The sequence below is a fragment of the Paenibacillus sp. FSL R10-2736 genome, from assembly GCF_038000245.1.
Classification (GTDB): domain Bacteria; phylum Bacillota; class Bacilli; order Paenibacillales; family Paenibacillaceae; genus Paenibacillus_AQ; species Paenibacillus_AQ phytohabitans.
In genome coordinates this window covers 5,930,666-5,952,873 of the sequence record NZ_JBBOBN010000001.1, presented here as the reverse complement: position 1 = coordinate 5,952,873, position 22,208 = coordinate 5,930,666, and the positions used below count along the sequence as shown (strand labels likewise).

The 22,208-nt window shown below is 48.3% G+C and carries 16 protein-coding genes; 13 read left to right on the top strand and 3 right to left on the bottom strand.

All coding sequences use genetic code 11. From position 1 onward, the window contains the following. The first annotated feature begins 46 nt into the window (after nt 1-46). Nucleotides 47-400, top strand: a complete 354-nt coding sequence (locus NSQ73_RS25350; protein ID WP_340988622.1) for a hypothetical protein — start codon at nt 47-49, stop codon at nt 398-400. Between the two features lie 22 nt (nt 401-422). On the opposite strand, the gene NSQ73_RS25345 is transcribed toward NSQ73_RS25350, so the two are convergent. Continuing rightward, nucleotides 423-869: a GNAT family N-acetyltransferase gene (locus tag NSQ73_RS25345; protein WP_039301506.1), complete on the bottom strand. Its 447-nt coding sequence runs from the start codon at nt 867-869 to the stop codon at nt 423-425. Nucleotides 870-1,490: 621 nt separating this feature from the next. Here NSQ73_RS25345 and ilvB point away from each other — a divergent pair. From ilvB to NSQ73_RS25320, 5 genes are all read left to right on the top strand, one after another. Continuing rightward, nucleotides 1,491-3,242, top strand: a complete 1,752-nt coding sequence (ilvB, locus tag NSQ73_RS25340; protein ID WP_039301503.1) for a biosynthetic-type acetolactate synthase large subunit — start codon at nt 1,491-1,493, stop codon at nt 3,240-3,242. 5 nt (nt 3,243-3,247) lie between these two features. Further along, the gene (gene ilvN / locus NSQ73_RS25335) at nt 3,248-3,727 is read left to right on the top strand and encodes an acetolactate synthase small subunit (protein WP_039301592.1); all 480 of its coding nucleotides are present in this window, start codon (nt 3,248-3,250) and stop codon (nt 3,725-3,727) included. Between the two features lie 182 nt (nt 3,728-3,909). Next, nucleotides 3,910-4,902 (top strand): ketol-acid reductoisomerase, encoded by a 993-nt coding sequence (ilvC, locus tag NSQ73_RS25330; RefSeq protein WP_039301500.1) that lies wholly within the window; start codon nt 3,910-3,912, stop codon nt 4,900-4,902. 105 nt (nt 4,903-5,007) lie between these two features. Further along, the gene (locus NSQ73_RS25325) at nt 5,008-6,549 is read left to right on the top strand and encodes a 2-isopropylmalate synthase (protein WP_039301498.1); all 1,542 of its coding nucleotides are present in this window, start codon (nt 5,008-5,010) and stop codon (nt 6,547-6,549) included. Between the two features lie 357 nt (nt 6,550-6,906). After that, a complete protein-coding gene (locus tag NSQ73_RS25320; RefSeq protein WP_340988621.1) occupies nt 6,907-13,809 on the top strand; it encodes a SpaA isopeptide-forming pilin-related protein in 6,903 nt (2,300 codons plus the stop codon). Between the two features lie 108 nt (nt 13,810-13,917). Here NSQ73_RS25320 and NSQ73_RS25315 read toward each other — a convergent pair whose 3' ends face one another. Further along, on the bottom strand, nt 13,918-15,063 hold the full coding sequence (locus NSQ73_RS25315) for a response regulator (protein WP_081969863.1): 1,146 nt from the start codon (nt 15,061-15,063) through the stop codon (nt 13,918-13,920). A gap of 267 nt (nt 15,064-15,330) precedes the next feature. Here NSQ73_RS25315 and NSQ73_RS25310 point away from each other — a divergent pair, with 267 nt between their 5' ends. The 4 genes from NSQ73_RS25310 (at nt 15,331) to NSQ73_RS25295 (ending at nt 18,134) form a co-directional block, all read left to right on the top strand. After that, nucleotides 15,331-15,873 carry an RNA polymerase sigma factor gene (locus NSQ73_RS25310; RefSeq protein ID WP_042134488.1) on the top strand — a complete coding sequence of 181 codons (543 nt, stop codon included), beginning with the start codon at nt 15,331-15,333 and terminating at the stop codon, nt 15,871-15,873. Then, complete coding sequence (locus NSQ73_RS25305) at nt 15,870-16,334, top strand: zf-HC2 domain-containing protein (RefSeq protein ID WP_042134489.1); 465 nt, start codon at nt 15,870-15,872, stop codon at nt 16,332-16,334. Before NSQ73_RS25310 ends, NSQ73_RS25305 begins: the two co-directional genes overlap by 4 nt. 194 nt (nt 16,335-16,528) lie before the next feature. After that, on the top strand, nt 16,529-17,026 hold the full coding sequence (locus tag NSQ73_RS25300; protein WP_039301491.1) for a hypothetical protein: 498 nt from the start codon (nt 16,529-16,531) through the stop codon (nt 17,024-17,026). 19 nt (nt 17,027-17,045) lie between these two features. Next, entirely contained in the window at nt 17,046-18,134 is a 1,089-nt protein-coding gene (locus tag NSQ73_RS25295) for a DUF4097 family beta strand repeat-containing protein (RefSeq protein ID WP_171717405.1), read from the top strand. 104 nt (nt 18,135-18,238) lie between these two features. Here the strand turns inward: NSQ73_RS25295 and NSQ73_RS25290 are convergent, their stop codons facing one another. Continuing rightward, entirely contained in the window at nt 18,239-19,219 is a 981-nt protein-coding gene (locus NSQ73_RS25290) for an aldo/keto reductase (protein ID WP_076248689.1), read from the bottom strand. A gap of 255 nt (nt 19,220-19,474) precedes the next feature. Between NSQ73_RS25290 and leuB the strand changes: the two genes are divergently transcribed. From leuB to NSQ73_RS25275, 3 genes are all read left to right on the top strand, one after another. Then, entirely contained in the window at nt 19,475-20,557 is a 1,083-nt protein-coding gene (gene leuB, locus NSQ73_RS25285; protein WP_039301483.1) for a 3-isopropylmalate dehydrogenase, read from the top strand. 238 nt (nt 20,558-20,795) lie between these two features. After that, entirely contained in the window at nt 20,796-21,335 is a 540-nt protein-coding gene (locus NSQ73_RS25280; RefSeq protein ID WP_039301479.1) for a peroxiredoxin, read from the top strand. A 229-nt stretch (nt 21,336-21,564) separates the two neighbouring features. After that, on the top strand, nt 21,565-21,972 hold the full coding sequence (locus NSQ73_RS25275) for a hypothetical protein (protein WP_039301477.1): 408 nt from the start codon (nt 21,565-21,567) through the stop codon (nt 21,970-21,972). The last annotated feature ends 236 nt before the right edge of the window (nt 21,973-22,208 follow it).

Here is a 22,208-nt window from a genome sequence, read left to right as displayed (position 1 = left end):
GGCCGAGGCGAATAGACTGCTTAAGAAACTCATTAGGAGGGATATTATGGCACAGCCGGTTACGAAAAAACAAGTCATGAAGCTGGTGGGTAAAAATATCGTTGCAGTAAAAAAAGACGGCTCCAAGGTGATGGGCAAGTTACTCCGTGTTTCGGGCAACCGTCTTGTTCTACAGCGTATCAGTGGTAAAAAAGTACAAACCAAAGCATTGATTCCGCTTGTATTGTTTGATTTGCTGGCCGTCGGTACGGCTCCATACGCTTATGGCGGTGGAGGTTATGGCTATGGCGGTGCCCCTTATGGAGGCGGTTATGGCTATGGCCCAGGGCCTGTTCCCGGTCCTTACGGCGGTTATGGTCCTGGTCCCGGTTATGGTGTTCCGCCTATTGGATTCTTTTAAGCTGTAGAGCTGCCTGAGTTCATCAGATAAACTGTTTTTCAAGCTCATAACAGTAGTTTTGCGGTTGATAACGGGCTACGCTGTAGCCCAGTTTTTCATAAAAGGCAAGACCGGCTGTATTCCCGGTATCCACAGAAACCTTTGCCCGCCGGCATGCACGTGATAGTGCAAACCGCTCCGCTCTGTCCATCAGCATATTCCCGTAACGCCTACGCCTTGCATTAGGCGCAATAGCGAGCATATCGATATATAACAAATCTCCATGCAGCATAAAGTGTACGAACCCCAGCGGATCACTCTCATAGTCAGGACAAGCCACGAGAGTAACGCCTTGCCCCAGACGGCGGGGCAGATCTTTTCTGACCTGATTGATAATCGTCTGTGGAAGATGGGATAGCGGGACAAGCTGCTTTTCAATCAAGTCAAAAATGACGGTGTCATCCTGCTTGGGTCTGCGGTAACGAATCATAAAATGCCCCCTTTCCACGCATTGTCGTATATCATATGCCCTGCTTGGTGTGGGCGTTCCGGAAAGGGTAGAACAACATTTTGTGAAGAATTTAATATATATCCGCAAGATGGGTATTGACTTACCGTGTGAGGAAATCATATAATGTGTCTAAACATTTTAACGAACATACATGTATCGGCGATGAAGAGGACGAAGTTTTAAGGGCTCTTTTGTTCAGAGAGTGAGAGGAATTGCTGCAACCTCCACCAAAATCCCTTATATACGAGCTCACCTCGGAGCTGTTTCCCTGAAAGGTCCATCAGCAAGAGCGGTGGAATTATTAGGGGGAATCGTTTGGTCCGCGTTAGGGACTTCAGGTTACAGAGATTTGGGCCCTGCCTACATCGATGGATTTTTGTATCCTGATAAGGCATTTCATCGTGAGATGTAATGCAAACATGGGTGGTACCACGGAAGCTAAACCTTTCGTCCCTCACGCGCTTATTCTGCGCGTGGGAGGCGAGAGGTTTTTTTGTTGAATAGGGAGAATTTACGGCCTGTTCGCCAATATTAAATGTTGTATAAAAGACGTCCTGTCATTTGAATAATGAATGTGAACAATCGAAGGGAGGAATACTGATGAGCGCGCAATTACCGGAAGAAGTGCGGTCTATAGAGCAGTTACGTGAGAAATGGAAAAATCCTGAGGTGATTACAGGGTCCGAAGTCCTGCTGCGCAGTCTAGTACTGGAAGGTGTGGATACTGTATTCGGATATCCGGGCGGGGCTGTACTCTATATCTATGATGCTCTTTATGGATTCGATGATTTCAAACATATTCTGACACGCCATGAGCAGGGAGCGATTCATGCAGCTGACGGATATGCCAGAGCGAGCGGCAAAGCAGGCGTATGTATCGCCACTTCAGGCCCGGGGGCAACTAATCTGGTAACAGGAATTGCTACTGCATTCATGGACTCTGTTCCGCTGGTGGTAATCACCGGGAACGTATTCTCCAGCCTGATCGGCACAGATGCTTTTCAGGAAGCGGATATTACCGGTATAACGATGCCGATTACGAAGCACAGCTATCTGGTACGGGATGTTGAAGACCTGCCGCGAATTATTCATGAGGCCTTCCATATCGCGAATACGGGACGCAAGGGTCCGGTACTGATTGATATTCCCAAGGATGTATCTGCTGCTAAGACATTGTTCACGCCGGTTCAGCAGCAAGGCGTTAACCTTCGCGGCTACAACCCGCGCACTGTGCCAAACAAGCTTCAGCTTGATAAGCTGGTGAAGGCCATTGCTGCTGCAGAGCGTCCGATCATTATTGCAGGCGGCGGGGTCATTTACTCCGGAGCGCATGAAGCGATGTATGAATTCGTGAAGCGTACAGAAATTCCTATTACTACAACACTGCTGGGTCTGGGCTGTTATCCGAGTGCGGAGGATCTGTGGATGGGAATGCCGGGCATGCACGGTACCTATACAGCGAACAATGCGATTCAACAATGCGATCTGCTGATTAATATCGGTGCCCGGTTTGATGACCGTGTAACCGGTAAGCTGGATGGTTTCGCTCCCAAAGCTAAGATTGTTCATATTGACATCGATCCGGCGGAGATCGGCAAGAATGTATCGCCTGATATTCCAATCGTTGGCGATGTCAAAACCGTGCTGGAAATGCTGATTCCTGATGTTAAGCGGGCTGCGAATGCGGATGCCTGGAGAACGCAAATCGCCCAGTGGAAGCTGGATCAGCCGCTGCGTTATAAAGATTCAGAGTCAGAGCTGAAACCGCAATGGGTAATTCAAATGATTAATGACACCACTAAAGGCGAGGCAATTGTTACTACTGACGTAGGACAGCACCAGATGTGGGCTGCACAATATTACAAATTCAATCACCCGCGCGCATGGATTACTTCGGGTGGTCTTGGTACAATGGGCTTCGGCTTCCCTGCGGCAATCGGAGCGCAAATGGCACATCCGGAGCGGCTGGTAGTCTCCATTAATGGTGACGGCGGCATGCAGATGTGTTCACAGGAACTTGCGATTTGTGCGATTAATAAGATTCCGGTCAAAATCGTTGTAATCAACAATCAGGTACTGGGAATGGTCCGGCAATGGCAGAATCTCATCTATGAGAAGCGTTACAGCTATACCGATCTTGCCGGCAGTCCGGATTTTGTGAAATTGGCTGAAGCTTACGGAGTTAAGGGTCTGCGGGCTACGAATAAAGAGGAAGCCGGAGCTGCGTGGAAAGAAGCCCTGGAAACACCTGGACCCGTCCTGGTAGAATTCGTTGTCCCTAAAGACGAGAATGTCTACCCGATGGTAACCCAAGGGTCAACCATTGATCAAATGCTGATGGGGGATGAATAGCGGTGATGAGACATACGATTTCCGTGCTTGTAAATGACCAGCCAGGTGTGCTGCAGCGGGTATCCGGACTATTCGGCCGCCGGGGGTTCAATATTGAGAGTATAACTGTAGGCCAGTCTGAAGAGATTGGGCTGTCCCGGATGGTTATCGTTACTCTTGGAGACCAGCATACGCTTGAGCAGATTGAGAAGCAGCTCTACAAGCTGATCGATGTCATCAAGGTTATTGATCTTGGCTCCAAGCCCATGGTTGCCCGTGAGCTGGCGTTGATTAAGGTCAAGGCTGATCCGGCTGAACGGCCTGAGATTATGGGTGTTGTCGAAACCTTCCGGGCCTCGGTAGTGGATATCGGAACAACAAGCTTACTAGTACAGGTGGTTGGAGAGACCCAGAAAATTGATGCTATGATTGAGCTGCTGAAGCCTTATGGCATTAAGGAACTGTCACGAACAGGTGTAACGGCGATGATCCGCGGCAATGCGTGATCGTCACAATTTACAGCTTTAACGGATTACTGCTTGCTTGCATTAATTTATTAAGATATGGTTAGGCTTTCCCGCGAAAGAGCGGGGGCTTGAGGAGCACGCCAATGCATAGGTAAGGAAGCACCGCGCTCTTGAAGCACCCGCTCTTTACGATGGGTCCAAATTAAAGGAGGATATTGACAATGGCAGTTACAACGTACTATGAACAGGATGCAGAACTTAGCGTATTAAAAGGAAAGACAATTGCAGTAATCGGGTACGGAAGCCAAGGGCATGCTCAGGCACAGAACTTGCGTGACAGTGGACTTCAGGTTGTCATCGGCCTGCGTGAAGGCAAATCCTTTGAAACTGCCAAGAATGACGGTTTTGAAGTATTGTCTGTAGCAGAAGCAGTATCCCGTGCAGATGTAGTGCAGATTCTCATGCCGGACGAAACACAGGCATCCGTATATAAGAATGAAATTGAACCGAACCTGAAGAACGGCGCGGCTCTGATGTTCTCCCACGGCTTTAACGTACATTTTGGTCAAATCGTTGCTCCTAAGGATGCAGACGTGCTGCTGGTAGCACCTAAGTCCCCGGGCCACATGGTTCGCCGTACTTATGTTGAAGGCTTCGGAGTTCCCGGCCTGATCGCCATTGAACAGGACGCTACCGGTAATGCCAAGGCGATCGGACTTGCATATGCCAAAGGTATCGGCTGTACCCGTGCAGGAGTTATCGAAACATCCTTCCGCGAAGAAACAGAAACTGATTTGTTCGGTGAACAAGCTGTCCTCTGCGGCGGTGTATCCGCACTGATCAAAGCCGGATTCGAAACACTGACAGAAGCCGGATATGCTCCTGAGATGGCTTACTTCGAGTGTCTGCATGAAATGAAATTGATCGTGGACCTGGTGTATGAAGGCGGACTTGCCACTATGCGCGATTCCATCAGTAACACAGCTGAATACGGTGATTATGTAACCGGACCACGCATCATCACAGATGAAACCAAAAAAGCAATGAAAGAAGTGCTGTCCGATATTCAACAAGGTAAATTCGCCCGCGACTTTATCCTTGAGAACCAATCCGGCCGTGCCTTCCTGACAGCTACCCGCCGCAACGAAGCCGCTCATCCGGTAGAAGTGGTAGGAAGCCAGCTGCGTGAAATGATGCACTGGATTAAGAAATAGGACATATACTTAAGACTACATGAACCATAGGTGATTCTCAGATGCGGCCGTAATTTTGCGAGCCGCATTTGGGGATTTATGGACAATTTGCAGGAGGTGCTCAGCATGCGGAAAATATATGTGTTCGACACGACGCTGCGTGACGGAGAGCAGTCACCGGGTGTGAACCTCAACACGCGCGAGAAGGTGGAAATCGCCTATCAGCTGGAGAAGCTGGGAATTGACCGGATGGAAGCCGGATTCCCTGCGGCATCGCCCGGAGATCTGGCTGCGGTTAACGCAGTGGCCAGAGCCGTGAAGAACGTCACTTTGATTGGCCTCTCCCGTTCCAGAGAGAGTGATATCGATGCGGTTAAGGAAGCGCTGCAGGGAGCACAGGATCCTTGTATTCATATTTTCCTTGCTACATCACCGATTCACCGCCAGCACAAGCTCCGTATGGATAAAGCACAGGTACTGGAAACTGCGCAGTCGGCTATCCGTTATGCCAAGAAATATTTCCCCAAGCTGGAGTTCTCTTTGGAGGATGCCGGCCGGACAGAACGTGATTTCATGGCTGAAATGGTGTCGATGGCGATCCGTGAAGGAGCCAATGTGGTGAACATTCCTGATACTGTGGGCTATCTGAATCCTTCGGAATACGGAGCGATTTTCAAATTCCTGAAGGATACGGTGCCGGATATCGAACGGGTACAGCTCAGTGCACATTGTCATAATGATCTGGGGATGGCTACCGCCAATACGCTTGCTGCCATTCAGAATGGCGCGGATCAGATCGAAGGGACCATTAACGGCATTGGTGAGCGGGCAGGAAATACGGCTATTGAAGAAGTAGCGCTGGCGCTGGAGACCCGCAGCGAATTTTTTGACGCCAAAACTTCACTGGTCCTGTCGGAAATATCCCGTACCAGCCGCTTGGTCAGCAAGCTGACCGGGATGGTAGTGCCCGGGAATAAGGCCATCGTCGGGGCCAACGCCTTCGCGCATGAATCTGGTATTCATCAGGATGGCATGCTGAAGGAGAAGACCACCTACGAGATCATGACGCCTGAAACGATCGGACTCAAAGAGAGCAAGCTGGTGCTCGGCAAGCACTCCGGACGCCATGCCTTCCGCGACAAGCTCAGTGATCTGGGCTATGACGTCCCGGAGGAAGAGCTGAATGCCGCTTTTGCCAAGTTCAAGGATCTGGCGGACAAGAAGAAGGAAGTCTCGGATGAGGATATTCTGGCTCTTCTGGAAGAGAAGCTGATTGATACACCGGAGACCTTCAGCCTGCAGACAATATATGTGACTTATGGTAATGAAGCTACGCCAACGGCCAAAGTTATTATTAACGGGCAGGAGCCGCAGCCGATTGTGGCAGTTGCCGAGGGTAATGGTTCCGTAGACGCGATCTATAACGCCATTGATCAGGCTACTGGTGAGGAAGTCACCTTGGGCGACTATTCGATTAAGGCAGTCAGCAGAGGTAAAGACGCACAGGGTGAGGTTCATGTTGTGCTGTCCCAAGGTGAGATCGCAGCGCAGGGCCGCGGACTTAGTACCGATATCCTGGAAGCGAGTGCCAGAGCCTATCTGGATGCACTGAACAAGCTGATTGAGAAGCGTAAGACGCTGCTCCCGGCCGACCAAGCCAGCCTGTAAACGGTATATATAGAAGCTTTCCACTAAAGTAAAACCTGAGTTTAAGCCATTGGGCCAGCAGAACATTCTGCTGGCCCAATGGCTTTTTTGTTTTTCTTAGGGGGATTTGTGAGTTTATCAGCGGTTTGTCAGTGATTTATCAGTGACTTTAGTTACAATTTATCTAGTCATAATCACGCCTTTTGGCACTTTCTTTGTCAATACTAAGCGTTATTTAGGAAATTGGAGTGAGAAATGGGGAAATTACTTAGCTGTTCAGAAATTGTTCATGTCACTGCTCTAATGTCTTATCTGATCATTCCACGACTGAAGTAAGAACAAATTATACATATGAAAGAGGGAGAGGTCTTGAGATTAATGAAAAAGAAAAAATGGGCACTGGGGCTCGGAATAATACTGTTTATAACATCATTCGCTAATGCAATGGGTTTCTTCACCAATGTAAATGCGGATGCAATGAACACAGAAATTACCGAAGATATTGTTAAAACTGTAACACTCTCGGTATACGAAAATGGGACGCAGGTTACGGATAGTGTGTACAAGCTGGATTCTATGGTTAAGCTGAATTTGACTTATGAGCTTCCGGATGCAAAGTATGACGAAGGCGCTACGTACACGTACACCCTTCCTTCCCAATTAAAAATTAATCAAACGTATTCCGGTACGCTGGTTAATAGTGAATTCGCTAATGGAATTGGTACTTATACTGTAGGTGCTGATAATAAAGTCGTCTTTGTTTTTAATGAAAATATTGAAGGGCTATTAGATATAAAAGGCACTTTTTGGGTTGAATCCACCCTAAGCTCAACTACAGTTACCGGCAGCACAACGCAGGTGCTTTATTTTCCGATAGCGGGAAATGCCAATAACTCAATTACACTCCAGGTTCAACCCATTAACGGCAAAGCTATCACCAAAACCGGAACACCCATGCCGCAAAAATATAATGCCAGCAGTATTGACTGGACGGTTGATGTAAATACGCTTTTGAACAAACTTGATAATGCTGTAATTACGGACCCCATGCAGACAGGCTTGGAGCTGGACCCGGCTTCTATTGCTGTATATGCCTTGACGGTGGATGTTAAAGGAAACTTAACCCTTGGCGGGCAGGTCAGTTCTGCACTCTATGACACGACCGCAAGTGATCTGACCAAATTGGATCTGAAATTCAATAATTCAATAAATGAAGCCTACCGGATAAAGTTTACTACCAAGAACATAAGTACTACAGAGCAAACAAAGTTTAATAATACAGCTACACTGACTGCTAATGGCTCACCTCAAACTGCCTCTGCAGAGGTTAATATTAACTTGGGCAAAACGCTGGAAAAGTTTACAAGCGGTTATAATTCATCGGATGAGACCATTACTTGGGAGATTAGGTTCAATTATAATGAAAAATCAATAACGTCGAATAATGCTGTGCTGACTGATTATTTCAACATAACCCAAGACTATGTTGATGGTTCAATGATTATCTATAAGGTCAAGCTGGATCAAAATGGATCTGGAACAGATGACGGAACGTTGATCGCAGATACAGATTATACGCTGACACAACTACCTGACGTATCAGATACAGCCGGATTTAAGCTTCAGTTCAACCATGATATTCAATCTGCCTACCGGATTGTCTATAAGACAAAGGTAGCTGAGCGGGTATACTCTGGTGAGAGTATCGTAAATAAGGCGACATATAACGGGCAAACTGTTCAAACGAGTACTTCGACTACCCAACGTATTTTGAACAAGCAGGCTGTAAATAACGGTACGGATGTAGACTACTTGAACAAGACCGTGAAATGGACTATTAAGGTTAATGAAGACAGCAGAACTATGACAAACCTGGTACTTACCGATAAATTTACTAACGCAGGATTGCAACTGATCGGGAAACCGGATATTTCGCCTGCGCTTGTTGAAGGTACAGATTATGAGATCACCAATTTAGGCTCTGGTGAATTTAAGGTGAATGAGGGTTTTGAGATTAAATTTTTAAAGCCAATTACTAAGGCTTACACGATTACGTACAGTACTAAATTTGATTATTACTCGTTGATCACTGCTTCAAAATATTTCATTAATACTGCATCCATTGTGTGGAATGAAAAAACATCAAGCAGTGCTCAGACATCAAGTTCAACATTTACTCCAGACGGTAAAGTTATAAAGAATGGATTTAAGACAGGAAAGTATGATATAGCCAGTAAGAAAATCACTTGGACAGTTGGAGCGAACTATAATAAAAGAGTGCTCGCTGCAGGTGCGGAGCTGGTTGATACGCTTCCGGCGGGTCAGCAGGTAGTTGCGGGTACTGTGATTGTTAATAAGATGAATTATGGTGCTGATGGAGCACATTACTCTGTAAATCCTGCTTTGGTTGAGGGTACAGACTACACAGTTACTGTAACAGATAAATTGCTCAAGGTTAAATTCAAAGACAGCGTGGATTATGCTTTCTATGTAGTTTTTAAAACGGAGTTCAAAGACGGTGATATTAACCTGTCTAGCGTTACTAATAACGCCATTTTGAATAACTCGGGCGATAAGCCAGTCTCGGAAGTATTATCCGGCAGTGCAAGTGTAACGAATGGCGGACAATATGTAACAAAAGCCGGATCCCGGGATAGTTCTGATCAAACTATCATTAACTGGACAGTAACGATTAATGCAAACCAGTCAAACGTGAGCAATGTTCAAGTCGTGGATACTCCGAGTAGTAATCAGGTACTGCTGCCTGAAAGCTTCCAGCTTGTTGAGACCACTGTTAACCCTGAGAATGGGGCTGTAAATGTAACGGCTAACAAGCTTGAGCGTGACAAGGATTATACGCTGGATTTCATCACGGACAGTACCGGCAAGGATACATTCAAGCTGGCATTTACGAACACCATTAATAAACCATACATTCTCACCTATAAGTCAGTCATTACGGCAGTAGGGACCGTACCTGTAACCAATGCTGTGTCGTTCAGTGGATTGGGGTCCCAACTGGTAAGTAAACCTTTTCCATTCACCCAAAGCTTCACCATTGTTGATACCGGAGGTACGGGCAGCGGTGTGAAAGGCTCGCTTAAGGTGCTGAAAACAAATGCAGACCAAACTAAAAATCTTCAGGGTGCTGAGTTCTCCATGGGTCGCATTGTAGGTACAGAACTGAAGGATACAGTGAAAGCAACCAGTGATTCAGCTGGTAATCTGGAGTTCACTAATTTGCGGGCCGGTAAATATGTTCTAAAGGAAACAAAGGCACCTACCGGATATGCACTGGATACTACAGCACGGACGGTAACCATTAATTCTTCTACACCTGTTCTGCTGAACGTTACGAATGATTATAACGGCTCGCTCAAGCTGACTAAGGTTGCCCAGGATGATTCGTCCAAAAAACTTGCAGGTGCAGAGTTTGAACTGTATGATGCAGCAAATAAATTGGTCGAAACGGGAACTACCGATGCAAACGGCGTAGTGATTTTTACGAAATTAATGGGAGGAAGCTACACATACAAAGAAACCAAAGCACCGGCTGGATATAAGCTTAATGGTAATAGTGTTCCCGTAACTATTGATCCGGCTCAACAAAATGCTGTGACGGTTACTAATGAAGCACTTCAAGGTTCGCTTAAACTAATAAAGGTAGATAAAGATGATGCAACGAAGAAGCTTTCAGGAGCAAAGTTTGAGTTATACAATTCCAGCAATACTCTAGTGGCAACATCTACTACCAATGCCAGCGGGGAAATTGTATTCAGTAATTTGAAGTTCGGAACCTATTCCTATCAGGAAACTGCTGCTCCGGCCGGATATGAACTGGATTCAACAAAGCAGAGCGTTACGATCGACTCGGATGTGCAGAAGGTTCTGGAACCGATCAAGAACACAGCAACTCTGGGCTCGCTCAAGCTCGTTAAGGTAGATGCAGCTGACAGTACGAAGAAGCTTGCCGGAGCGAAGTTCGAGCTGTACAATTCCAGCAATGCAATGGTGGCAGCGGCAACTACTAACGCCAGTGGTGAAATTATATTCGATAATCTAAAGGTTGGAGCATATACCCTGGAGGAAACCAAGGCTCCGGCTGGATATGATTTGGATTCCACGGTGCGCAACATCACGATTAGTTCGAAAGTACAGCAGGTGCTGGCTCCAATTACGAATAAAGAAACCTTGGGTTCGCTCAAGCTTGTTAAGGTAGATGCGGCGGACGGAACGAAGAAGCTTGCCGGAGCGAAGTTCGAGCTCTACAATTCCAGCGATGCTCTGGTGGCAACGGCGACTACCAGTGCCAATGGTGAAATAGTTTTCAATAATTTGAAGCTTGGAGACTATACACTGAAGGAGACCGAAGCTCCAACCGGGTATGAATTGGATGGAACGGTGCGTAATGTCAAGATTGATTCGAAAGTACAGCAGATTCTGCCGTCAATCCCCAATAAAGCAACCACAGGCTCACTCAAGTTCGTTAAGGTAGATTCGGCTGACGGGACAAAGAAGCTCTCAGGAGCAAAGTTCGATTTGTATAACGCAAGCAACAATGCTTTTGTTGCCTCAGCTATTACCGAAGAAAATGGTGAAGTTGTATTCGGTGACTTAAAGTTCGGAAATTACAAGCTGGTGGAAGTTATTGCTCCAACCGGATATGATTTAGATGGAACAGTGCGTACTATCAAGATTGATTCAAAGGATCAGCTGGTGCTGGACCCAATTAAGAACACCAAAACCTTGGGCTCACTCAAGATAAGTAAGGTAGATTATAATAATGTGAATAAGAAGCTTGCCGGAGCAGAGTTCAGACTCACGAATACCAGCACAAATGTGGCGGTAACGCGTGTTACGAATAACGATGGTGAAATTGAATTCACAGATCTGAATCTTGGGGACTATACCCTGGTGGAAACCAAGGCCCCCTACGGATATGATTTGGATGCAAGGGTACGCAATGTCAAGATTACTTCGAAGGATCAGCTTGTTCTGACCCCGATTGCGAATATAGAAACCATCGGCTCGATTAAGTTCGTTAAGGTCGATGCAACTGACGGGACGAAGAAGCTTGAAGGAGCTGTATTCAAGCTCACGAATTCCAGCAAGGTTGTGGTAGGAACAAAGACTACCAATGCCAGCGGTGAAATTGTATTCGATAATTTGAAGGTCGGAGTCTATACCCTGGAGGAGACGGCGGCTCCAGCCGGATATGACTTGGATGGAACACCACAGAATATTACGATTGATTCTAATGTACAGAAGGTACTGGACCCGATTAAGAACCAGGAGACCCTGGGTTCGCTCAAGCTAGTTAAGGTAGACGGCGCTGATGACATGAAAAAGCTTGCCGGAGCAGAGTTCAAGCTCACGAATTCCAGCAAGATTGTGGTAGCAACGAAGACTACCAATGCGAACGGTGAAATTGTATTCGTTGATTTGAAGCTGGGTACGTACACGCTGGAAGAAACAAAGGCTCCAGCCGGATATGATCTGGATGGGACAGTGCGTAACATCACAATCAGCGGGAAAGCCCAGCAGGTGCTGGCACCGATTAAGAACGTGGAAACCCTGGGTTCACTTAAGCTCATCAAGGTAGACGCTGCTGACGCGGCGAAAAAGCTTGCCGGAGCAGAGTTCAAGCTCACGAATTCCAGCAAGATTGTGGTAGCAACGAAGATAACCAATGCGAACGGTGAAATTGTATTCGATGATTTGAAGCTGGGTACGTACACGCTGGAGGAAACAAAGGCTCCAGCCGGGTATGAATTAGATTCAACGCCGAAGGACGTCACAATCACTGTGAAAGCCCAGCAGGTGCTGGCACCAATCACGAACCAGGAGACCTTAGGCTCACTCAAGCTCGTTAAGGTAGACGCCGCAGACGCGACGAAAAAGCTTGCGGGAGCAGAGTTCAAGCTCACGAATTCCAGCAAGATTGTGGTAGCGACGAAGACTACCAATGCGAACGGTGAAATTGTGTTCGATGATTTGAAGCTGGGTACGTACACACTGGAGGAAACCAAAGCTCCAGCCGGATATGATCTGGATGGGACAGTGCGTAACATCACAATCAGCGGGAAGGCCCAGCAGGTGCTGGCTCCTATTAAGAATGTGGAAACCCTGGGTTCGCTCAAGCTCATCAAGGTAGACGCCGCTGACGCCACGAAAAAGCTTGCCGGAGCAGAGTTCAAGCTCACAAATTCCAGCAAGATTGTGGTAGCAACGAAAACTACCAATGCGAACGGTGAAATTGTGTTCGATGATTTGAAGCTGGGCACGTACACGCTGGAAGAAACAAAGGCTCCAGCGGGATATGATCTAGATCCAACGGAGCGCACTATTACGATTAATTCAAAGGTACAGCAGGTGCTGGCACCAATCACAAACCAGGAGACCTTGGGTTCAATCAAGCTCGTTAAGATCGCCGAAGGTAACGCAGCGAGAAAGCTTGCCGGGGCTGAGTTTAAGCTTTATGATTCCAGCAAGAGCGTAGTGGCAACGGGGATTACCAACGTGAATGGTGAGATTGAATTTAAGGATTTGAAGCTTGGAGTATACACATTGCAGGAAACCGTGGCTCCAACCGGCTATTATTTGGATTCCACGGAGCGCAGCATCATCATTGATTCGAAGGTACAAAAGGTGCTGGCCCCAATTACGAATAAAGACATACCGGCACCGACAGGAGCTCCCGGAACGAACCCGGTGGTTACTCCAACACCTACTCCGGTTAGTACGGTAACGCCAGGTGTAACTAGTACACCAGGTCCTTCCGCAACAGGAGTACCTGGCGTGACGTTTACACCGGGACCTACACCAATAGCGACCCTAAATCCTACTGCACCTGCAGTAAGCAGCGCACCGACGCCACAGGCTACGTCAGCAACGACTGTTGAGGATATTCCAATCGATGGGGAAATTCCGCTGGGCGGCATTCCAAGCATTAGTGTGGAACCGTCACATGGTACAGTAGTCATTACACCAGACGGCAAATGGACTTATACTCCTGATCCGGGATATACAGGCAAGGATAAGTTCACCATTACTGTAACGGATGAAGACGGCAATGATCTGGATATCATTATTGAGGTGGGTGTTGATGAGGTGCCGACAGGTACGGTAACTGATACAACCTCCGGTGAAGATGGCCTGCCTGGAGATCTCCCTAAGACAGGGGAAGAAAGCCCGCTTCCATTGTATCTGATGGGTGGGGGACTGATCGTTCTGGGGATTATCCTGGCACGCAGATTCAAGACACGCAATAAACCGGAGTAATCAGAGATAGCATAAATAAGGTTATACTGGTATACAGACAACCCGCCCGAAGCAAATGCTACGGGCGGGTTGTCTTGTTCTTATATTCAGCAGAAGAATAAGATTAATTCACAGACTTCTGAAATTATGCTGCTTCCATTCCTCGTACCAGCGGGTTATATTTGCCGGCAGGCCGATTCCCAGTTCCCCGTTCCAAAGAGCTGTCATCGTGTTATATTGCTCCTCGACCCCGGAGCGTTCACCGATGATATCATACGTTTTCATAAGTCCGAAATATCCCTGTTCGAAATAAGGCTGAAGACGGACAATACGCTGATATATCGTAACAGCCTCAGGGAGTTTGCTGGTCTCTATATAGAACGCTGCCAGACTCAGCGCATGATGTAGCCAGATCGTCCGGAGCCGCTGACGTTCACTCTCAGCCCACAAATAATCGTAGTCGGCCAAATAATCACCAGTGTAGAAATCCAGCAGACGCTGATGCTCTTGAATATTTCCAGCGCTGACCGGCTCCAGAGTAAGAAGGCCTTTCTCCCATTCGTAGCTGTCAATTAAAGCGCCCCCGGTCTCCAGGGTATAGCCTTCTCCGCCGCTGACATTATTGATGGGGAGATCGATTTCTCCCTGCTTCAAGCACTGCCTTACCTGATAAATGGTAGTGTACAGGTGGGTTGAGGCTTTTTTGAGATTGAAATCAGGCCACAGGAGATCGATCAGGCTGTCCTTGCTGACAAACCGGTTACGGTTATGAAAAAGATAAGCAAACAGCTCCTGGGCTTTCGAGGTACGCCAGCGAATATTGCTTAGCGGCTGTCCGCCGCGCTCGAAACGCAGGGACTGGAGGCTGCGGATCATGATTTGATGATCTGTAATTTTATTGTCGGGCTCCAGCTCGATCCGTTCCTCCAGACGCTGAATAGTCTTCACCAGCCTGCTTCTGCTTACCGGCTTCAATACATAATCAAGCGCGTTTAGCTCAAAAGCATCTACAGCGTAGTTATTGTATGCAGTCACAAATATGATTTTGGCACGGGGGCAAAGATTCTGCAGGATTTCACCAGCTTGAACTCCATTCATCTCGGGCATATCAATATCCAGGAAAATAACTTCCGGGTCCAGCTCCGGTGCTGCTTTTACCGCTTCATAAGGGTCTGTAAAGGCGGCAAGGATCTGTACTGACGTTAATTCTTCAAGCATGAGCTGAAGTTTTATAAGTGCAAGACGTTCATCATCCACTAGCATAGCTCGAATCATTTCTGTCCACCGCTTTCCTTATCTTTATCGCTGAACGGATAACATCCTCAGAAGGAGCAGCCGTTTCTATTTGTATGCTGCCTAGCCATGATGATAAATGAATTCGACAAGAAAAAGGAATTCCCTTTCTGTAGAGGATAAGCCCCATGTAGGATATAGTAAAGTAAAATAGGCTACAAAATTATTATAAAAAAATTTCGTATGTCCTGCAGGGGGATCAGCTTACCCGGCGTCTAACGTTATGTAACTGAAGGAGGGGAGAATTACTTGGAAGAGACGGAGTGGATTACTGCTGTGCTCAGCGGAGAGCATCAGGCCTTCGGGCACCTGGTGACACGCTATCAGGGCATGGTATACAGTGTATGCATCAAAATCACAGGAGAAGCCGAGTCGGCCAAGGATATGGCCCAGGAAGTCTTCATCAAGGCCTATAAGGCTCTTCCCTCCTTCAGAGGACAGTCTTCATTCTCCACATGGCTGTACCGGATTGCTTACCGGACCTGTCTGGACTGGAAACGGGCCAATGACCGGGAATGGCGGCACCGGAGCACTGCGGACTACACTGAGAATGATTGGGTGACTTCGCAAACGCCTGAGCAGGCGGCGCTCCGCAAGGAAGCCTCCCAGGAGCTGGGTGAGAATTTGAACAGTCTGACAGAGCCGTACCGGTCGGTTGTGCAGCTGTACTATTTTCAGCGACACTCGTATCAGGAGATTGCCGATCAGAAAGGGATTTCGGTCAAAACGGTTGAATCGCAGTTGTATCGGGCCAGACAGATGATGCGCAAAAGCGGGGAGGAATGGCGATGAATTGTGCAACAGTAAAAGAATGGATGCCGCATTATATCGATGGCCAGCTGCCGCCTGAGGCGCAGCAGACAATCCGCCTGCATGCCGAGTCCTGTCCCGACTGCGCGCAATGGCTGGAAGAGGCACGCGGTCTCGCAGCGCTGTGGAATGAGATGGAAGCCGGGCTGGACGGCCTTGGCCAGGAAGCAATGCAGCCTATGGACTTCCCTGATCTTACAGCGGATGTGATGGCTAAGATTGACCGTATGGAGAATGGCCGCAGGGAACGGGTGATTAAAGCAACGATGTCCAGACGGCGTACCGCCCCGGGAACCTCCTGGATGCATTATGGCGTTGCCGTGGGGCTGACTTTTCTCCTGCTGCAGTTCGGTGTGTTCGAACACCTTGCCTATGGCATTACCGAAATTAATGGGCAAATGTCCACTTCAGTCAGCGCCTGGTTCGGCCCTCAAGGCAAATAATCCAACAATTCGCAGGGGCTATTCCGGCTAATTCATACTAATTAAAACCCGCGTACGATAGAAGCAGCTTTGCTGCAAGAAGATTTCGAAGAAGCGGATGTTCCGCAAAACTCAGCATATGCTTTCGAAGCAGTTTTGCTGTAAAGAGAGTTCGAAGAAGCGGATGTTCCGCAAAACTTTTAGGAGGTTATTATATGATTAAGAAAAGACGCTGGCTCACTTTTCTCCTGGCGATGGTTCCGGGACTGGGCCATATGTATTTAGGCTTTAAAAAACTGGGTCTTGAGTATATGCTTGGAGCATCGCTGTGTATTATGTTCATTCCGTCGATGCCCACCGTATTTCCGTTCGCGCTGGCAGCACTCTGGTTCTATCAACTATTCGATGCGCTGCAAAAAGCGGCCTGGATGAAGCTCTCTGCGGCTGAGCATGAGCGGATGATGTTCCATCCAGACAGCTTCGGGGCACCTTGGACTATGGGAATGCCGGCACCTCCGGTGTATCCGCATGATGATGTTAATCCGGTATGGGTAGGCATAGGCTGTGTCATAGCGGGTATTATGCTAATGCTCATTACGGTATTTCCAACCCTCTGGAGAATACTCAATGACATGAACATCGGGGCGATCGTGCTGTCTCTTGCCTTGATCGGATATGGACTGAGAATGCTGAAGAACAATTCTAAAGTATAGTGAAATGGGGAAATGAATTATGGGGAGATGGAAAATCGGCAGCTTTACCGCCGCAATAGGCTGCATTGTGATTGGGGTCATTGTAGTACTTGCCCAGTACGATGTAATCACTTACGAGGCGCTGGGCTATATCTGGCCGGCACTGCTTATTCTGTTCGGGCTGGAGATGCTGCTTAGGCTCTTCATTAAATCGGATGTCAAGAGCCGTGTGAGCGGCTGGGCGATTGTGCTGATTATCGTGCTTGTCGCGGCAAGCGGGGCACAGACGGTACTGGCCGGCGGTTCGCTGAGCAGTATCTTGGGCAATACAACGCTTGTCCCGGTAAGCGGGACGGTAGAAGTGAATCAGGAAATTAAGAATGTACGGATTGAATTGCCTGACGGCAAGGTTAAGATTGAAGGCGTACAAGGAAACACCCTGGAATATGAAGGAAAGTTGGAGCTGCCGGGCAATACGGACAGTGAAGCAGCAAGCGCACTAGAGCGTAAATGGAAAGTGACGACCGAAGGCGACACGCTTGTCATGGAGCTGGAAGGAGATTCCGGCTGGCTCGCGAACATCCAGTTCGGAATTAATGTCAAAGCTCCTTACCTGAATGTTAGCATTCCGCAGAATTTAGCCGCCCAGGTAGAGACCAGCGACGGATCCATCGAAGCTGCCGGTCTGACAGCAGGCATTGATGTGGACACCAGCAACGGGACAATGGATATCCATGATATTACCGGAGGCGTGGAGGCTCACACCAGCAATGGTACAGTAACCGTGCAGAATATACAGGGTAAAGTGGAGCTGGTCAGCTCGAACGGGGCGATTACACTGGGCAATATCGACGGCTCCTTATCTGCCAAGAGCAGCAACGGCAAAATTACGGTCAATTCTGCGGTGACAGGCGACTGGGAGCTGAAATCCAGCAATGGCAAGATTATAGTGGGCCTGCCGGCTGTTACGGATGCGACAATCCATGCGGATACGAGCAATGGTTCGCTTAAAGGGAATGTTACCTGGGATGGCGATGATAACAATGGAACAGCTGTGCTTGGCAGCGGAACCCATGAAGTTACATTGTCCACCAGCAATGGTTCTGTGACGGTGGACACTGCACAATAAATCGCACAAAGAGCTGTTTACCGGAATAATTGCCGGTGAACAGCTCTTTTTATGACCTGCTATAGAACAAGAATACGAGTCAGATCGGGGTTCTTAAACCCTGCTTACCAGGCATAAGCCTTCGGAGCAGCCCCGCCGGGTCCCGGGAAAATCTCGTCCAGACGTTTCAGCACGGACTCGTCCAGAGTGATCTCCAGGCTGCGCAGCGCGCTTTCGAATTGTTCCAGTGTACGCGGTCCTATAATCGGAGCCGTCACCGCAGGATTGGCCAGCAGCCAGGCCAGTGCGATATTATCCTGCGGTTCGCCCAGCTCCAGACTCAGCTCCGCAAAGGCTTCCAGCTGGCTCTTATGCTGCTCTACACGTTCTGAATTGCCCCCGCTGCGGCTGCCTTCGATCTTCTTCAAGGCATTGCGGCCGAGGAGTCCCCCGTCAAGCGGGCTCCACGGGATAATTCCAAGACCGAGATGCTGGGCAGCAGGCAGAACCTCCAGCTCCGGCAGACGGCAGGTGAGGCTGTATTTATGCTGCTCCGATACCAGACCCAGGAACCCGCGGGCCTTCGCTTCCTGCTGGGCTACGGCAATATCCCAGCCGGCAAAGTTACTGGAGCCGACATAACCGATCTTGCCCTGGCTGACAGCAAGCTCAAAGGCGCCCCACAGCTCGTCCCACGACACGTTGCGGTCGATATGGTGCATCTGGTAGAGTTCAACATGATCGGTCTGCAGACGCTGCAGAGAGGCTTCCAGGTGCCTGCGGATAATATAGGAAGAGAGGCCGGCCTCATCGTTTGGACCATCCAGCTTGTCACTCATTGCGCCATAGACCTTAGTGGCGAGCACAACCTTTTCACGGCGTCCGCCGCCCTGCTTGAACCAACGCCCGATAATGGTCTCGGTCAGGCCGGAATTCTCACCCCAACCATACACGTTAGCAGTATCAAAAAAGTTGACTCCGGCGTCCAGCGCAGCATCCATGATGCGGAAGGCTTCCTTCTCGTCGGTAATCGGCCCGAAATTCATCGTTCCCAGACAGAGGCGGCTAACCTTCATACCGGACTTGCCAAGCTTAGTATATTGCACCTTAGTATCACTCCCTCATTAAGATGGACTAACGGTTATATACAACAATTGCATACTAATTGTAAACAACTTAAGAATCAAGAGCAAACTGCGGTGCAGTTTTTATCAGTGCAAGATACGGTAACCGTACTCCTATAGGCTTCGCCTATCAGTTCAATAGAATCTATATCTTTGTTCTTTGTCTGTTGTTATGATACAACAATATACAGAAGAACTATGTCTGCGAGCAGCAGGACTACCTAAGGAGTGACAGGAATGAGCGAGGTTAAGAAAATCGCCGTAATTGCCGGGGACGGTATCGGACCTGAAGTTGTGGCAGAAGCGGAAAAAGTATTGAAAAGAACGGAAGAAGTGTTTGGCTTTGCTTTTGAAACGGAGCATGCCCTCTTTGGCGGGATTGCCATTGACGAGCGGGGAACACCCCTGCCGGAGGATACGCTGGAAATCTGCCGCAGTGCAGATGCCGTACTCCTGGGAGCCGTTGGCGGACCGAAGTGGGACAACAATCCGAAGGAGCTGCGTCCGGAAACGGGACTGCTGGGTATCCGCAAAGCACTGGGTCTGTTCTCCAATCTGCGTCCTGCAGTTGTCTTCGACTGCCTGAAGGATGCTTCAACGCTGAAACCGGAAGTACTGGAAGGCACGGACCTGATGGTGGTGCGTGAGCTGACAGGCGGTATTTATTTCGGTGAGAAGCTGCGCCGTCAGGGTGAACACGGGGAAGAAGCTGTGGATACCTGCGTATACAACGTAACGGAAGTAGAGCGCATTGTACGCCAGGCGTTCGAGATAGCCGGCAAACGCCGCAATAAGCTGGCCAGTGTCGATAAAGCCAATGTCCTGGAGACCTCGCGCCTCTGGCGTGAGGTAGTGAACAGATTGGCGCCGGAATATCCGCAGGTAGAGCTGGAGCATGTACTGGTGGATAACTGTGCAATGCAGCTGCTGCGCCGTCCTTCAAGCTTCGATGTCATCGTTACTGAGAATATGTTCGGAGATATCCTTAGTGATGAAGCAGCGATGCTGACCGGTTCCATCGGTATGCTGGCTTCGGCTTCACTTGGAGAAGGCAGCTACGGCCTCTACGAGCCGGTACACGGCTCTGCGCCTGATATTGCCGGCCAGGGGCTCGCGAATCCGATCGCGACGATTCTGTCGCTTGCGCTGATGTTCCGCATGACCTTCGGCTACGAAGAGGCAGCGGCTGCCATAGAAGCAGCTGTCGCTGAGGTGCTCGATGCCGGCCACCGGACCAGCGATATCGCTGTAGACAAGAGCAAGGCAATCAGTACTACAGAGATGGGCGATCTGATTGTTGCCGCTATCCGCAAAGCCTAGTTCTACCACATATGCCCTCCTTTGACGCAGAAAGAAGAAAAACTTCACAAAATGTTGCTTATTTATAATAATTATAAAAAAGTAATCAATGTAATATTGACTTTGATTTTGTACGATGATAACATTTGTTCTGTAGCAGCAACAATGTAACCATCCCATCAAAATCAAGAAAAGCATATTGCACCGGCTAACGGCACCGTAGTTGTTTTTCTTACATAATCAAAGGAGGATTTAAGCAATGGCAGAACGTTTGGTAGGTAAACCAGCCCCTGATTTCTTCATGGAGACAGTAACGGGCGACGGTAAGGATTTCGGTAAGGTTAGCTTGTCCGACTATCGCGGCAAATGGCTTGTATTCTTCTTTTATCCGCTTGATTTCACATTTGTTTGTCCGACCGAAATTACAGCACTGAGTGATGCTGCGGCTGATTTCGCAGAACTCGATACAGAAATTCTTGGTGTGAGCATCGACTCCATTCACAGCCACAAAGCCTGGTTGACAACCCCTAAGGATATGAATGGCCTTGGTCCGGTTAACTTCCCGCTGGCGTCTGATATCACGAAGAAGGTTGCCAGCGATTATGGCGTCCTGATCGAAGAAGAAGGTATCGCACTCCGCGGATTGTTCATTATCGATCCTGACGGCGAACTGAAATATCAAGTGGTTAACCACAATGATGTAGGCCGCAGTGTGGAAGAAACTCTGCGTGTACTGCAGGCCCTGCAATCCGGCGGGCTGTGCGCTATGAACTGGAAACCGGGCGACAAGAATCTGTAAGCTGCCGGTCCTCATCAGCTGCGATCTTTGATATACGAAGAGAACCTCCTTGCGGGAGTATTTCCCGGCAAGGGGGTTTTTTGCACCAAAACGGCCCATCCTTAGCGGACAAGCCGTTTGAAAATGGGCGTAAAGGTTAATATATAGCTTCAAGGAGAGGAATCTCTCCTGCCATTGTGTAATATAATAATAGGAATTCAACGGAAAAAATCAAGGAGGGTGAACAAAAATGAGCTTTTGCTGTGGAGCGAGTATGGTTGGAACTAAGGGGACCCTAAAGCATTATCGCACGCAAGTCCATAATGTTCCCCTGCTTTTTTGTCCGGTATGCCACCGGGTAGAGGTACATTATAAAGTCGAAAATGAATATGAAATCCTGGCAGAATATGCCCATGGCGACGGAGTTACGGATGTTGATTTCCAGGATTATGTAATGGAAGATGAGGAAGCAATCTTCGAGAATGTGATAAATATGGAGAGCGAGGATCCGCTCGCTATTGTGCGCAGCCAAATCGACATGTCGCTTGACCTGCTGGCCGTAGCCAAACAAATTGGCGATACCAAATGGGAACGTGAACTGAAGAAGCGTCTGGCGGTTATGAGTCAGCGGCGTCACCGGCTGCAGCAGAAAGCCTGAATACCAAGCTTAATGCTTCCACGGAATGTCATAAAAGAGGAGAGTCTTCGCGAAATGCGGAGGCTCTTTTCATTGTATTTGCAGGAAACGAAACATTCTAACGATATTTAATGTGTCTTAAGAATCATTTTAAGAATATTTTTATCATTCGACAGTTTCTCCGATTGCGTTGTCTTCTTCTCTTGGATATGATTGGAATATAGTTGAAACGGTTGGATAATATAATACGATTTCCG

What these genes read in the sequence shown, in the direction of transcription:
- NSQ73_RS25350 (WP_340988622.1), top strand. Translation starts at nt 47, where the DNA reads ATGGCACAGCCGGTTACGAAAAAACAAGTCATGAAGCTGGTGGGTAAA.
- NSQ73_RS25345 (WP_039301506.1), bottom strand. Translation starts at nt 869, where the DNA reads ATGATTCGTTACCGCAGACCCAAGCAGGATGACACCGTCATTTTTGAC.
- ilvB (WP_039301503.1), top strand. Translation starts at nt 1,491, where the DNA reads ATGAGCGCGCAATTACCGGAAGAAGTGCGGTCTATAGAGCAGTTACGT.
- ilvN (WP_039301592.1), top strand. Translation starts at nt 3,248, where the DNA reads ATGAGACATACGATTTCCGTGCTTGTAAATGACCAGCCAGGTGTGCTG.
- ilvC (WP_039301500.1), top strand. Translation starts at nt 3,910, where the DNA reads ATGGCAGTTACAACGTACTATGAACAGGATGCAGAACTTAGCGTATTA.
- NSQ73_RS25325 (WP_039301498.1), top strand. Translation starts at nt 5,008, where the DNA reads ATGCGGAAAATATATGTGTTCGACACGACGCTGCGTGACGGAGAGCAG.
- NSQ73_RS25320 (WP_340988621.1), top strand. Translation starts at nt 6,907, where the DNA reads ATGAAAAAGAAAAAATGGGCACTGGGGCTCGGAATAATACTGTTTATA.
- NSQ73_RS25315 (WP_081969863.1), bottom strand. Translation starts at nt 15,063, where the DNA reads ATGATTCGAGCTATGCTAGTGGATGATGAACGTCTTGCACTTATAAAA.
- NSQ73_RS25305 (WP_042134489.1), top strand. Translation starts at nt 15,870, where the DNA reads ATGAATTGTGCAACAGTAAAAGAATGGATGCCGCATTATATCGATGGC.
- NSQ73_RS25300 (WP_039301491.1), top strand. Translation starts at nt 16,529, where the DNA reads ATGATTAAGAAAAGACGCTGGCTCACTTTTCTCCTGGCGATGGTTCCG.
- NSQ73_RS25295 (WP_171717405.1), top strand. Translation starts at nt 17,046, where the DNA reads ATGGGGAGATGGAAAATCGGCAGCTTTACCGCCGCAATAGGCTGCATT.
- leuB (WP_039301483.1), top strand. Translation starts at nt 19,475, where the DNA reads ATGAGCGAGGTTAAGAAAATCGCCGTAATTGCCGGGGACGGTATCGGA.
- NSQ73_RS25280 (WP_039301479.1), top strand. Translation starts at nt 20,796, where the DNA reads ATGGCAGAACGTTTGGTAGGTAAACCAGCCCCTGATTTCTTCATGGAG.
- NSQ73_RS25275 (WP_039301477.1), top strand. Translation starts at nt 21,565, where the DNA reads ATGAGCTTTTGCTGTGGAGCGAGTATGGTTGGAACTAAGGGGACCCTA.